Origin of the sequence: Hyalangium minutum (assembly GCF_000737315.1) — a bacterium.
Taxonomy (GTDB): Bacteria; Myxococcota; Myxococcia; order Myxococcales; family Myxococcaceae; genus Hyalangium; species Hyalangium minutum.
In genome coordinates, this window is record NZ_JMCB01000004.1 from 227,938 (window position 1) to 243,637 (window position 15,700).

Annotated in this window: 2 protein-coding genes; both read left to right on the forward strand. The window is 69.5% G+C overall.

The window, feature by feature from the left end; translation table 11 throughout:
- Positions 1 to 68: 68 nt before the first annotated feature.
- Entirely contained in the window at positions 69 to 6,530 is a 6,462-nt protein-coding gene (locus DB31_RS12445) for a type I polyketide synthase (protein WP_240486660.1), read from the forward strand.
- Positions 6,527 to 15,676, forward strand: coding sequence for a non-ribosomal peptide synthetase (locus tag DB31_RS12450; protein ID WP_044186717.1), 9,150 nt, complete (start codon positions 6,527 to 6,529; stop codon positions 15,674 to 15,676). The genes DB31_RS12445 and DB31_RS12450 overlap by 4 nt, the downstream gene beginning before the upstream one ends.
- Positions 15,677 to 15,700: the final 24 nt, after the last annotated feature.

The window sequence follows — 15,700 nt, forward strand, 5'->3', positions numbered from 1 at the left end:
CCAGTCTGGGTTTTGCGGGATATCTCGTATTGACCGGTGTTTCACGCCGTGGGGTAGTGTCCAATACTGTGCGTGACCCCATCGCGATTGTTGGAATCGGTTGCCGGTTTCCAGGAGGTGCGAAGTCGCCTCGTCACCTCTGGGAACTGCTTACACAAGGACGCAGCAGCATCATCGAGGTTCCGAAGGAACGCTGGGATCATCGCCGCTATTACGATCCGGATCCGGACAAGCCGGGCAAGACGTACGTCCGCTCCGGCGGTTTCCTGCAGGAGCCGATCGACGTCTTCGACGCCGCCTTCTTCTCCATCTCGCCACGGGAGGCGGCGACGCTCGATCCCCAGCAGCGCCTGCTCGCCGAGGTAGCCTGGGAGAGCCTCGAGGACGCGGGGTTCCCGCCAGACAGCCTGGCGGGCAGCCAGACCGGCGTCTACGTGGGCGGGTTCATGCTCGACAGCATGCTCACGCACATGGGGCCGATGAACCGCGAGCTGATCGGTCCTCATACCGCAGTTGGGTCGACCATGACGGTGCTCTCCAACCGTCTGTCCTTCATGTTCGACTTCCGGGGGCCGAGCATCTCGCTGGACACGGCATGCTCCTCCTCGCTCGTCGCCGTCCACCTTGCTTGCCAGGACTTGTGGAGCGGTACGACGACGCTCGGGCTGGCCGGTGGCGTCAACGTCATGTTCCGGCCCGAGATCTTCGTGGCCATGAGCAAGGGCAAGTTCCTGTCGGCCGATGGTTACTCCAAGAGCTTCGACGCGCGCGCGGACGGCTATGGCCGGGGAGAAGGCGCTGGCATCGTGGTGCTCAAGCGGCTCGCCGACGCGGTGCGCGACAACGACCGCATCTACGCGCTGATCCGAGGGACGGGCGTCAATCAGGACGGGCACAGTGACTCGATGACGGCGCCAAGCGCGCGCGCCCAGGAGGCGCTGGTGCGCCAGGTGTGCGCCAGCGCTTCGCTGGATCCCACCGAGCTCCATGCCTTCGAGGCCCATGGGACCGGAACCGCCGTCGGAGATCCCGCGGAGATGGGCGGGCTGGGCGCGGTGTCGAAGCGGTCCAGTGGGCCGGGGCCGTGGGTCGGATCGCTCAAGGCCAGCATCGGGCACCTCGAGGCGGCGGCCGGCGTGGCGGGGTTGATCAAGGCGAGCCTGTGCCTGCAGCACCGGCAGCTTCCGCCGCAAGCCAACCTCCAGAAGCTTAACCCGGCCATCCCCTTCGAGAACCTGGGGCTCCGGGTTCCGCAGCGGCTCGAGGCGCTCGAGCCCAGGAATGGCGAATCCCTGAAGATGGGCGTCAACTCGTTCGGCTATGGCGGGACGAACGCGCACTGCCTGCTCGAGCAGGCGCCCCCCAGCGGCGCGCACGCTCTCTCCTCGGAGGCGCAGGCGAAGCGCACCGTGAGCTTGTCAGCGCCAGTGCTTCTGCCGCTCTCGGCGCGCAGCCCCGAGGCGCTCCGCGCGCTCGCTCGAGACTACGCCAGCCTTCTCTCCGCTCCGGACTCCGCGCCGCTCACGGACATCTGCTTCTCCGCGGCGACCCGGCGGAGCCACCACGAGCACCGCCTCGCCCTGGTGGCCACCGAGGACGCGGCCGGGCTCGCGGCCCGGTTGGAGTCCTTCGCCGCCAACAATCCCGCGGAGGACGGCGCATCGGGCCGCGTGCTCCCTCCGGCGGCGGCGGCAAAGCCGGTCTTCGTGTTCACCGGGATGGGGCCCCAGTGGTGGGCCATGGGCCGCGAGCTCTATGAGCGGGACGCGCTGTTCCGCTCCACGCTCGATCGCTGCGACGCCATCTTCCAGCGGCTGGCGGGCTGGTCGTTGCTGGCGCAGATGCTCGCCGACGAGAAGTCCTCCAACATGGCGCGGACGGACATCGCGCAGCCCGCGAACGCGTTCCTGCAGATCGGCCTGCTCGAGCTCTGGCGGCGCGCAGGCGTCGAGCCCGCCGCAGTGGTAGGCCACAGCGCGGGCGAGGTTGCCTCCGCCTACGCCGCGGGGCGCTTCACCCTGGAGCAGGCCATGCTCGTGATCTACGAGCGGAGCCGGATCCAGGCGAAGGCGGCGGGTCTTGGCAAGCTGCTGGCGGTGGGGCTCACCGAGGAGGGGGCCCGCGCCGCCATCCGAGGGCGTGAGCACGCGGTCTCGATCGCCGCGATCAACGGGCCTGGCGCGGTGACCCTCTCCGGCGACGCCAAGGTGATCGAGGAGATCTCGGCCGAGCTCGAGGCCCGCGGCGTCTTCCAGCGCATCTTGAAGGTCGAGGTGCCCTACCACAGCCCCGCGATGGATCCGCTCAAGCCGGAGCTTCGCCGGTGTCTCGCCACGCTCCAGCCCTCGGCGGGGAACCTTCCCACCTACTCCACGGTCACGGGCGGGCTCGTGGAGGGCGTGTCCTATGACGCCGAGTACTGGTGCAACAACATCCGCGAGCCCACGCTCTTCGCGAAGGCCGTCGGCCAGCTCTTGAAGGACGGCTACCGGCTCTTCCTCGAGCTGGGCCCCCATCCCGTGCTGCTGGGCTCCATCAAGGAGTGCTGCGCGGAGGCCCGTGTCGAGGGACGGATGTTCTCCTCGCTCAAGCGGCAGGAGCCCGAGCAGAAGACCTTCGCCAAGGCCCTGGCGGAGCTCTATGTCGCCGGAGCCCGGATCTCGTGGGCCGGGCTCTATCCCGAAGGCAGCCGCTTCACCCGGCTCCCGAGCTATCCCTGGCAGCGGGAGAAGCACTGGCACGAGTCCGAGGAGGCGCTCACGGACCGCCGGGCCGCGAACGAGCATGCCTTGCTCGGAGCCAGGATCTCCGCGCCCACGCCCACCTGGGAGCGCGGGTTGAACGCGCGATTCCTGCCCTGCCTCGCGGATCACCGCGTCCGGGGCTCGCTCGTCGTCCCAGGTGCCGCCTACGTCGAGCTGGCGCTCGGCCTGCGCCGCGAGCTGGGGCTCTCCGAGCCCCACATGTTGGAGGACATGCGGTTCGAGAACGCGCTCGTCGTCGCTGGAAACGATGAGCCCGTGGTCCGGACCACCTATGACGAGGCGACCCAGACGGTGGCGATCTACAGCCGCCCCCGCGATGTCCGCACCACCTGGACGCGGCACGCCACCGCGCGCCTCCGCCGGAGCCTCCTGGCGCCTCCGCCGGAGCACGTCCCGCTTGCCAGTCTTCCCGTCTCCGCCGCTCCCCAGCTCGACACGGAGAAGCTCTACCGGCTGCTCGGCGCGCGGGGCCTCGACTATGGCCCCAGCCTCCGCGGCATCCGCTGGTTGCGGCGCGGTGAGACAGAGCTCCTCGCCGAGCTCAAGCTCCCCGACTCGGAGGCAGCGCGGATCTCCGCCGACCCGAGCATCGTCCTGGATCCGGTCTGGCTGGATCCTTGCTTCCAGGCCATGGTGGCCTGGCTGCCCGAGGATGAGCAGCGGCTCTACCTCCCGATGGGGTGCCGGAGCATCCGATGCTCCCGCCTGCCCGATCCCCGAGAGCCGCTGTTCTGTCACGCGCAGATCCGGAAGCGGACGGCCGACGCGCTGGTGAGCGACATCACCTTGCTCGATGGCGGTGGCCAGGTGGTGGCCAAGCTTGTGGGCGTCGAGTGCGCCGCGCTCGCGGACGCCGAGGAGAAGGCTCCCAGGCCGTCGTACTACGACTGGACCTACGAGCACGTCTTCGAAGAGGCCCGGCCCGAAGAGGCGGGAGCGAAGAGCAGCGGCGGATGGATCGTGTTCGCAGATCGCGGCGGGCTGGGCGCCGAGCTCGTGCGTGCGCTCGAGCGCTCCGGCGTCCAGGACATCGTCCAGGTGGTGCGGGGTGAGGCGTTCGCCCGCGAGTCGGCCACGCGCTTCCAGGTTCGCCCTGGGGAGGCCGAGGACGCCGGTCGCCTCGTGGACGCGCTCGGCCTCGCGCGGTTCCGGAACATCGCCTATCTCTTCGGCCTGGATGCGAGCCAGGTGGCGGACGCGGGTGACGTGCTCGAGTTCCTCCGCGTGGTGATGGCGGTGGCGCCGGGGGAGGGTGCTTCGCTCCGCATCATCACGAGGGATGCGCAGCGAGCGATTCCAGAGGATGCGGTGTCCTCGCTCGCCGCTGCGCCCCTGATCGGCTTCTCGCGCGTGGTGGCGGCCGAGTTCCCCCATCTGCGGACGCGCACCGTGGATCTGCCCCAAGGCGCCTCCGCCGCGCAACCGGAGCTGATCGAGCGCCTGGCTCGCGAGCTCCTGGCAGAGACCCAGGAGGACGAGGTCGCGCTGCGTGACACCCGGAAGTTCGTCCGCCGCCTCAAGCAGAGGCCCCTCCCCGAGTGGGAGGAGTTCACGAAGGAGCCAGGAGGCTCCGAGGGTGGGGAGCAGGTCTTCGAGCTCGCCCTCGACGGCTCGGAGCGGCGGCCGAGGAAGGCCTCGCGGCGGCAGCCAGGACGGGGGGAGATCGAGATCAAGGTCTCCAGCGTGACGCTGACGCTCGGGGCTGCGGCTCAAGGCCGGCGCTCGACGACGTCCCTCTGGCCGGTGGAGCTGGGGGGAGTGGTGGTCGCGGTCGGTGAAGACACGCCAGGGTTCGCGCCCGGACAGCGGGTGCAGGCGCTGCTCGCGCAAGAGCCGTCCGTGATCGGGACGCACACGCTGGTGCGGTTGGGACGCGACTGGATCAGCGCGGGGGCCGCGCAGGGACGGCTGCTGCCATTCCTCGCCGCGGAGTCCGCGCTCCACGCCCACGGCCGGCTCCAGCCCGGAGAGCGGCTCCTGGTCCTCGGAAATTCCGCGGGGATTGGCTCCGCGGTGCTCGAGCTCGGGAGAGCCGCGGGCGCTCAGATCGCGGCGGTCCTGGACCCTGAGACCGAACCGGCGCCACAAGGGATCCGGGTCTTCGATCGGCGCTCCGCCACGCTCACGGACGAGATCCGGGAATGGACGGGGGGCAGCGGCGTGGAGCTCCTGGTGAATGCGTCGCGTGATCCAGAGCCCACCCTCACCAGCGTCCTCGGGGACTTCGGCCGCTTCGTCGATGCGGGTCCGATCGCACCGGCGGACGGACTCTTCGCCACCGCCTGGCCGCGAGGCATCTCCTGCTCCAGGGTGGATGTCGCGGCCATGCTGCAGCAGCGCCCCCAGGAGGCCGCCGCACGGCTTCAGTCCGTCCTCGGGCGCTTTGGAGAGCTCCCGGCACTCTCGTCGGAGAGCTGGCCGGCCACCCGCGCGGGCGACGCGCGGCGCTGGCTCTCGGAGCACGCACGGCAGGAGGGGATTGCCCGCCTCACGCTCTCGTTCACGGAGGCCGGGCCAGTCGCGCTCGCTCCCGCCGCCGACGAGCGCTTGTTCGATGCGAATGCGACCTACCTCGTGACCGGCGGCTTCGGGGGCTTCGGTCTCGCCCTGGCTCGCTGGATGGTCACCGAAGGCGCGCGCCACCTCGTGCTCACGGGCCGGAAGGGGGCTTCTACCCCCGAGGCAAGACAGCTCGTCCAGGACCTCGAGGCCGCTGGGGTTCGCGTCACCGGGGTGGCCGCCGACGTGAGCAACAGGGACGACATGCGCGCGCTGTTCGCACGGCTCGATGCCACGCACCCTCCGCTCAAGGGGGTGCTGCACACCGCGGCCGTGCTCGATGATGCACCGCTGCCCGAGCTGAACCTCGAGCGCCTCCAGCGCGTCATGGCTCCCAAGGCCGGCGGTGCGTGGATCCTCCACGAGCTGACGCAGGATCGCCCGCTGGACTTCTTCGTCCTGTTCTCCTCGGTCGCCGCCCTGATCGGCAATCCCCGGCAGGGCAACTACGTCGCCGCGAACACCTTCCTCGACGCGCTCGCGGAGCACCGCGCCGCTCGCGGCCTGGCAGCGACCAGCATCCACTGGGGCGTCCTCGGGGAGATCGGAATGGCTCAGGAGGAGGCGGTGCGTGCCTACCTCGAGTCCCTCGGCCTCCACGCCATGCCCCCCGCCTCGGTGCTGGCGGCGCTCAAGCGGGTGCTTCGGATCCGCACGCCCCAGATCGGGATCTTCGATGTCTCCTGGCCCAAGCTCGGGCGCGCCGCTCCGAACCTTGGCCGGATCGCGCGGACCGCGCACTTGATCGGAGACTCCCAGGATGGTGCGCAGAGCGACGCGGAGGCGCTCCGCCGTCACCTGGCGGAGCTGAGCCCGGAGGCACGACAGCCTGAGATCGAGCGCTTCCTCGCGGAACGCCTCTCCCTCATCCTCCAGATCCCGGTCGAGCGCGTGGATCCACAGAAGCCGCTGTCGGCGTTGGGCGTGGACTCCCTCTTGTCGATGCAGATCCAGGGGGCCATCCGCGAGGCGCTCGGCGTCGAGATTCCAGTGCTCGAGCTCCTTCGAGGAGCAAGCCTGGTGCAGGTGGCCAGCACCGTGTCCGCGAAGTTCGGCGGGCCCGCCTCCGTGGCACCCGCGCCGGCGCCTGTCACCGCGGAATCCCAGATCGAGCGGCAAGTGAACAACATGTCAGAGGGCGAAGTGGAGACGATCCTCCGTGCCATGCTTGAAGCCCAAGAAGCGCAGGGGAGGGTGAAGTCATGAGCAACCCCCGCGACAACATGAGCGGTCTCAGCCTCGAGGAGAAGCGCAAGCTCCTCGCGGAGCTCCTGGCGAAGTCGGGGAAGGGCGCTCCCCGCATCTTTCCACTCGCCTCGGGACAAAAGGCCCTATGGCTCCTGCAGCAGCAGGAGCCGGAGGGCGCTGCCTACAACACGCCCTTCGCGCTCCGCATTCGATCCCCGATCGAGGTGGGGGCCTTGAAGCGCGCCTTCGAGATGGTGGCCGCGCGCCACCCGGGCCTGCGAACCACGGTCTCCTCGACCGCGGATGGGCAGCTCCTCCAGACGAGCCACCCCGTGCTCGAGCCGCACTTCGCTCACATCGATGCGACGAGTTGGAGCGCCGAGCAGCTCCAGGCCGCGGTCGTTCGCGCCTACCGCCAGCCGTTCTCCCTGGAGCGGGGTCCGCTCTTCCGGGGCGATCTGTTCAGCGCTCGGCCTGATGACCATGTGCTCCTGATCACGGTGCACCACATCGTCTACGACGGGTGGTCGGCGGGGATCGTCCAGCAAGAGCTCACGCAGATCTATCAGGCGCTCTCGCGGGGAGAGCAGCCGTCGCTGGCGCCCGTCACGGGCAGCTATGCCGACTTCGTCGCGCAGCAGGCGGAGATGCTCTCGGGGGCGGTGGGGCGCAAGCACTGGGAGTACTGGCAGAAGAAGCTCTCCGGCGAGCTGCCCGTCCTCGCGCTCCCCGCGGATCGAAGCCGATCGGCCCTCGCGGCGAACCGGAGCGGCGCGTGCTCACTCAGGCTCCAGCCCGAGCTGACGAACCGGATCAAAGAGCTCGCGCAGAGCGCAGAGGCCACCCCCTTCGTCGTGCTCTTGTCCGCCTACGCCGCCCTGCTCGGGCGCCTGTCCCGGCAGGAGGACATCCTGATCGGCTCCCCGACGGCCGGGCGCCCGGACGCTGCCTCTCATGGTGTGGTGGGCTACTTCGCCAACGCCGTGGCACTTCGAGCGGATCTCTCCGGCGCTCCCTCCTCCCGGAAGCTGATCGCGCGGCTGCGCGACGTGGTGCACGAGGCGCTGGAGAACCAGGACTTCCCGTTCGCGTCGCTGGTGGAGCGGTTGGGGATTGCGCGCAGCCCTGGCGTGTCGCCCATCTTCCAGGCGTCCATGACCTTCCACTCCTCTCGCGAGGGTGGAGGCGCTATGGCGCTCTGGGCCACGCCGGATGAGGAGGCCCGCGTCCGGTGGGGGCACCTGGATCTCGAGCCCTATCCGCTCAGCGAGCAGGAGACCCAGTTCGATCTCACCCTCGAGATGTGGGAGGCCCGCGGCGCGTTCTCCGGCGCGTTGCGCTTCAACCGTGCGCTCTTCAATGACAGCACGGTGGCCCTGTGGCGAGGCTACTTCGAGAAGCTCCTCGAGCAGATGGTGCGCGCTCCGGATGAGCCGATTGCCCGGCTGGCGCTGGCAGAGCCCGTCACGGCCGCGCAGGTCCAGGGTGGCACGCAGCCCGTGAGCCAGCCAGATCGCGCTGGCGGGAGCACCATCACCGGTTGGTTCGAGGCACAGGCCGCGCGAAGCCCAGACGCGGTCGCGCTCAGCTTCGGGGACGTGCACCTCGACTACGCCGAGCTCAACGCCCGCGCGAACGTCCTGGCCCATGAGCTTCGAAGCCGTGGCGTTGGCCCCGAGTCCCTGGTGGGCGTCTGTGTCGAGCGGAGTGCGGAGCTGGTCATCGCCATCCTGGGCGTGCTCAAGGCCGGCGGGGCCTATGTCCCGCTGGATCCGGCCAGCCCGCGTGAGCGGCTCGCGCTGATCCTCGAGGACGCGGAAGTCTCCGCGCTCGTCACCGAGACCCGGCGCAGCGGCGAGCTTCCCACGGAGAAGGTGTCCACGATCTTCGTGGACGCGCTCCAGTGGCAGGGTGGGCAGCGGGCGCCGAATCCGGAGCCTGGCGTCACGCCGGACAACGCCGCCTATGTCATCTACACCTCCGGATCCACCGGGCGCCCCAAGGGCGTGATCGTCACCCACTCCAACGCCACGCGCCTGTTCACCACGACGGAGGCGCTCTTTGGTTTCGGGCCGGAGGACGTCTGGACGCTGTTCCACTCCGCCGCTTTCGACTTCTCTGTCTGGGAACTCTGGGGACCGCTCTTCTATGGCGGCCGCCTGGTCGTCGTCCCTCACTGGATGACCCGCTCCCCCGAGGCCTTCGGCGAGCTCATTGCCCGTGAAGGGGTGACGGTCCTCAACCAGACGCCCTCCGCATTCCGAGCGCTCGTCCGGGCGCCCTCGATCGATGACGGGCAGGGCGGCCGAGGGCTCAAGTGGATCATCTTCGGCGGTGAAGCGCTCGACGCAGCGACCGTCCGTCCATGGTTCGAGCGGTATCCGGGCGCGGACACGCAGCTCATCAACATGTATGGCATCACCGAGACCACGGTGCATGTCACGTATCACCGGGTCACCGAGGCGGACCTCACGTCCGCGGCGAGCCCGATCGGCTGCCCCATCCCGGATCTCACGATCCGCCTGCTCGATGAGCACGGCCAGCCCGTTCCGGACGGCGTCCCGGGGGAGATGTATGTCGGTGGAGCGGGAGTCGCGAGGGGGTATCTCAAGCGGCCGGAGCTCACCGCCAAGCGCTTCATCGAGGACCCGGACTCCCCTGGAGCGCGCCTCTACCGCTCGGGCGACCTCGCCATCCGCCAACCGGATGGCACCTTCACGTACCTCGGCCGCATTGACGATCAGGTCAAGATCCGCGGCTTCCGCATCGAGCTCGGCGAGATCCAGTCGGTGATCGCCCTCCATCCGGCCGTCGCCGAAGCCTACGTCACCACCTACGAGCGGAGCGCGGACGACCGGCGGATCGCCGCCTACGTGGTGCCCAGGCAAGGCGCGGCGGAGATGCTCCTCTCCTCCAGCGCGGACGGGGGAATCGGTGACACCCACGTCGGTGAGTGGAAGGCGCTCTACGACGAGATCTACGCGCGCTCCGTGGGTGAGGCCCAGACGGATCCTGGCTTCAACATCGCAGGCTGGAACAGCAGCTACTCTGGCGCGCCGCTCAGCGCCGAGGCCATGAAGGAGTGGGTCAACCACACCGTTGCGCAGCTCCTCGAGCGGAAGCCGTCGCGGGTGCTCGAGATCGGATGCGGGACCGGCCTCCTGCTCACGCGGATCGCGCCCTCCACGACCGCGTACTGGGCGACGGACGTCTCGGGGGTCGTGGTCGACATGCTCCGAGGGGTGACGAAGAAGACCCCGGGCCTCGAGCATGCGCGGCTCTTCCACTGTGCCGCGGACCAGCTTCAGAGCATCGACTTCGGCAGCGAGCGCTTCGAGGCGGTGATCTTGAACTCGGTGGTCCAGTACTTCCCGAGCGCGGAGTACCTCGCCCGGGCACTGGAGTCCGCCTCTGCGCGCGTGAGCACGGGAGGATTCATCTTCGTCGGGGACGTGCGGAACCTCCGTCTGCTCGAGGCGTTCCATGCGTCGATCGTCCTGGCCCAGAGCTCGGGCACGCTCGAGCCCCACACGTTAAAGGGGCGCGTGGCGCGGCGGATGGCTGGAGAGGAAGAACTGGTCCTCGATCCGGGCTTCTTCTGGGCCTTGAAGCAGCGCATCCCTCGGCTGAGCCATGTCGAGATCCGCCCGAAGCGTGGTGATTGCCTGAATGAGCTCACCCGCTTCCGCTACGATGTGCTCCTCCACCTGGACACCGCACCGGCCCCCGCAGCCGACGTGGTCTGGGGCCCGGGCAACGTCAGCCTGCTGGAGCTGCGTGCGCGCCTCGGCCAGGCAGGCACCCGGCGCATCGGTCTGCGCGGCATCCGGAATGCCCGCGTCGAGGCGGCCCTCGAGGCCTTGGCGAGCCTGAGCGATCAGGCCCCAGCGAAGCCAGGCTCGTTCGAGAAGCTCCGCCGCCGCCTGTTGGATCGCGACGGCTCGGTCCCCGCCAGCGAGCCCGAGCCCGGGATCGATCCCATGGCCCTCGAGCAGCTTGCCAGGGAGACTTCGTGCACTGTCAGCCTGGACTGGTCTCGTGGCGGTGTGGACGGCTCCTTCGACGCGGTCTTCACCGCAGCCGCAGACCTCTCCGGCAAGCCCATCGCGCTCTTCGGGGCAGCGCCCGAGGCAGTACCGGGTGCTCGCCACGCCAATGATCCCCTCCGCGGGCGCCTGGAGCGCCGCCTGGAGAGCGACCTTCGGAAGAGGGCGCAGGAGCACCTGCCGGACTACATGGTGCCGGCGAGCATCATGGTGATCGACGAGATCCCGCTGACCGGGAACGGCAAGGTGAACCGGCGCGCCCTGCCGGTCCCCGCGGCTCCGCAGGGCCTGGACACCGCGTACGTCGAGCCCAGGACCGGTGAAGAAGAGATCCTGGTGAGCATCTTCGCCGAGCTGCTCGGCGCGGAGCGGGTGGGCGTGCACGAGAGCTTCTTCGACCTGGGAGGCCACTCGCTCCTGGCCACGCAGGTGGTCTCGCGCGTCCGCGCCGTCTTCGGAGTCGATGTTCCGCTGCGCACGCTCTTTGACAGCCCGACCGTCGGGGGACTCGCGACGGCGGTGCAGCAGTTGCGCAAGCGCTCGGGCTCCGCGGCGCTCGACTTCACCTCGCCGATGGAGCGGCCGCCTCAGATCCCGCTCTCCTCCTCGCAGGAGCGGCTGTGGATCCTCGACCGCATCGTGGAGACGCGGGCGCCCATCTACGTCATCCCCCTGGTGCTTCGGCTCCGCGGTCCGCTCGACCAGGAGGCGCTCCGTCAGAGCCTTGACGGGATCATCCAGCGCCACGAGGTGCTGCGCACCCGCTTCGCCATGGTGGGCGGCCAGGCCGTTCAGGAGATCGCCGAGGAGCTGCACGCCGAGCTCCCGCCGGCCGAGGAGCTCGGCTACCACCCGGGGGCCACCGAGGCGGAGATCTCGAGGCTCATTCAAGATGAGGTGGGGCTCGAGGTCTCCCGCCCGTTCGATCTCGAGCGCGGCCCGCTGATCCGGATGCGCCTCTTCCGCATCGCGGAGGGCGACCACGTGCTCGTCCTCACGATGCACCACATCGTCTCCGACGGCTGGTCCGTGGGGATCCTCGCGCGTGAGCTCTCGGCGGGCTACAACGCGCGCCGCTCGCAGCGCGAGCTGGTGTTGCCAGCGCTCCCGGTTCAGTACGCGGACTTCGCCCTCTGGCAGCGGCAGCTCCTGAAGGACGGCGCGCTCGCCGAGTCCATCGAGGCCCACAAGCAGCGGATCGCCGGGGCGCCCACGTCCCTCAACCTCCCCGCGGATCGGCCTCGGCCGGAGACCCCCTCGTACCGGGGCGGCGTGGTCCGCTTCATGGTGGATCGTGGCCTCTCGACACGCCTCAAGGAGATGAGTCGCCGCGAGGGTTCCACGCTGTACATGACCTTGCTGACCGCCTTCGCGGCCTACCTCTCGCGCCTGAGCGGCCAGAAGGATCTGATCATCGGCTCGCCCGTGGCGAACCGGAACCGCGCCGCGACGGAGCCGCTGATCGGCTTCTTCGTCAACACGCTCGCGCTCAGGATGGACCTGTCGGGAGACCCGACCTTCCTGGAGCTGCTGGCGCGCGTCCGGCGCACGGCGCTCGACGCGTATGCGGACCAGGATGTGCCCTTCGAGAAGTTGGTGGAGGTCGCCGCGCCTGAGCGGAGCCTCAGCCGCCAGCCCCTGGTCCAGGTGATGTTCGCGCTCCAGAACGCGCCGTTCTCGCCTCCTGCGCTCGATGGCCTCCACGTGGAGCCCCTGGAACTGGACAGCATCACCGCCAAGTTCGATCTGACGCTGTCCATGCAGGAGTCCGCGGACGGCTTGACGGGCCTCCTCGAGTACAGCGCGGAGCTGTTCGACCGGGAGCGCATCGAGCGGATGGCCGAGCACCTCGTGGTGTTCCTGCGTGCGGCGGTCGAGCAGCCGCAGCGGCATGTGCACGCGTTCGACCTCCTCGGTGCGCGTGAGGCCGGACTGCTGGCGGAGTGGGCCGAGGGCCCTGACGCCCCGCCCGCCCCCGGCTCGGTGGTGGAGCTGTTCCAGGCCCAGGCCCGGAGCACTCCGGACGCGATTGCGCTCGAGCAAGGGGACGTCAGCCTCAGCTACGCGGAGCTCGATCAGCGCTCCACACGCCTGGCGAGGCACCTCGTCTCGCTGGGCCTGGGGCCGGAGAAGCGGGCCGCGCTCTGCCTGCCGAAAAGCATCGAGTTCATCGTCTCCGTGCTGGGCGTGTGGAAGGCCGGTGGGGCGTATGTCCCGCTCGATCCGGAGTACCCCGAGGCGCGCCTCAGCCACATGCTGGAGGACTCGGGCGCGGAGCTCCTGCTCACGGTGCGCGCGTTGGGCGAGCGGCCGGGCTTCCGAGGGAAGACGCTCTGGATGGACGAGGCGCTGCCCGACCTTGCGGAGCCGTCCACCCTGGCGCCCCCGAGCGGCGGCTCGATGGCCTACATCATCTATACCTCGGGCTCGACGGGGAAGCCGAAGGGCGTGGTGCTGGAGCACCGAGGGGTCTCGAACATCGCCGTCGCCTCACGGGAGCTGCTCTCGCTCACCCCGGACAGCAGGGTCCTCCAGGCGGCCTCCACGTCCTTCGATGTCTCGGTCTGGGACTTCGTGATGGCGTTCGCGAGCGGTGCCCGGCTGGTGCTGCCCGTCGACGAGACTTCGAAGGCCGGCGAGGGCCAGGCGGCGCTGCTGCGGGAGAAGCGCATCACCCACGTGTGCCTGACGGCGTCGGCGATCGCAGCGCTGCCCGAGGGCCCGTATCCCGACCTTCGCGTGCTCACCACCGCCGGAGAGGCCTGCCCCGCCGAGCTGGTGAAGAAGTGGGCCACGGAGTCCCGGCGCTTCATCAATGCCTACGGCCCGACGGAGACGACCATCATCGCGACCCTTACGGGCCTCCGGAAGGGCGATACGGGCGCTCCGCCCATCGGCCGTCCTCTGCCGGGACTGGTGGCACGGATCCTCGACGCCCATCAGCACCAGGTGCCCATCGGGGTCCCCGGCGAGCTGTACGTGGGGGGGCTCGCCGTTGCACGCGGGTATCACAGGCTCGAGGAGCTCACCCGTGAGCGCTTCGTCCGGGATCCGTTCTCGAGCAGCCCCGACGCCCGGCTCTATCGCACGGGCGATCTCGCGCGCTGGAGGAACGACGGCAACATCGACTTCCTCGGCCGCCTCGACCACCAGGTGAAGCTCCGGGGCTTCCGGATCGAGCTGGGTGAGGTGGAAGCGGTCATCGACAGCCATCCGGGAGTCCAGCGTTCGCTCGTCATCGTCTACAAAGGTCAGCTCGCCGCCTACGTCGCGAACCGCGGCGGAGCTCCTCTCACGGTCCATGCTCTCCGTGAGCACGCGAAGAGCCAGCTGCCCAGCTACATGGTGCCTGCGCACTTCATCCTCCTCGATGCGTTCCCCCTGACGCCGAGTGGGAAGATTGATCGCAAGAAGCTGTCGGATCCCGTGGAGGCCCAGGAGCCCGTCGTCTTCGCCGCACCCCAGTCTCGCGAGGAGCAGATCCTCGCGGAGATCTGGGCCACGGTGCTGAAGAAGAAGTCGGTCGGAGCCCACGACAACTTCTTCGCGCTCGGAGGGGACTCGATCCTGGGCCTGCAGATCATCTCTCGCGCCACCCAGCAGGGGCTGCGCCTGAGGCCGCGTCAACTCTTCGAGCATCAGACGATCGCGGAGCTGGCCCGAGTGGCTTCCAGCGCCCGGGTGCTCCACGCCGAGCAAGGCAAGGTGGCGGGGAGCGCGCCGCTCACGCCCATCCAGCGCTGGTTCTTCGAGCAGGAGCGCGTCGAGCCGCAGCACTTCAACATGGCGGTGTTGGTCGACATCGATCCAGGCATCGATCTCGCCGTGCTCCGCCGCGCGCTCGACGCGGTGGAGCTCCACCATGACGCGCTCCGGCTCCGCTTCCGCCGGGACGGCACGGCCTGGAGCCAGTACCACGCGGAAGGCGAGGCCCTGGGCATCCCCCTGGAGGAGCTGGACGTCGCTGGGAGCGACGCCGTGGAGGGAGCGCTCGCCAGGGTCCATGGATCCCTTGATCTCGAGCGTGGCCCGCTCATGCGCGCCGCGCTCCTGCGCCTGGGTCCCGGCTCCGCGCGGCTCGCCCTGGTGGCCCACCACCTGGTGGTGGACGCCGTCTCGTGGGGCTTCATCCTCGAGGATCTGCTGACCGTGTACACCCAGCTCTCGAGCGGTCAGGCGATCGGGCTCCAGCCGAAGACCACGTCCTTCCAGCACTGGGCGAAGCGCCTCGAGGCCTACGCCGAGTCGCCGAACGCCCGGTCCGAGTTCGATGCGTGGCTCGCCGCCTCCCAACGTGACGCCGCGCATGAGTTCCCGCTGAACGATCCCACCGCCTCGGACACGGTCGCCGAGGCCTCCCGGCTCGTGTCCCGGCTCGAGGTGGACGAGACGCTGCTGCTGATGAACGAGGTGCCCAAAGCCTACGATGTCCAGGTCAACGAGGCGCTGATCGCCGCGCTGGCCCGGACGCTCTCGGTCTGGACCGGCCACAGCACCGTCCGGATGGATCTGGAAGGCTACGGGCGAGAGTTCCTGTTCGAGGACGTCGATGTGAGCCGCACGGTGGGGTGGTTCACCGCGCTCTTCCCGCTGCGCCTGCACGTCGGCGCCAAGGAGAACATGCGAGAGGCGCTCGCCCGCGCGAAGGATGCCCTCCGCCGCATCCCTCGAGGCGGGGCCGGCTATGGAGTCCTCCGCTACCTGTCCACGGACCCGTCGATCCGCTCGAGGCTCGAGGCCGTCGGGCATGCCGGGATCGTCTTCAATTACCTCGGGCAGATGGGCACCATCCCGGCGCACGGCGTGCTCCGCGGCGCCGCCAAGGAAGGCCTGGGCCCTCTCCACTCCCCGGGCGCCGCCAGGCCCCACCGCATCGAGCTCAACGCCGTCGTCGAGGCGGGGCAAGTCCTGCGTCTCGACTGGACCTTCGGCTCCAAGGTCCTCCGCAAGGAGACCCTCGAGAGCCTGAACCAGGCGTTCATCTCCAACATCCGCGAGCTGATCCGTGACCGCGCGCAGCCGGCCGCCACGGTCCGTGTGGCCGCGGACTTCCCCGCCGCGCGCCTGAGTGCCAAGGACCTGAAGAACGTCCTCAAGCAGACGAAGAAGCCGCGATGAATCCCGTGAAAGGTGAGGCAGTGA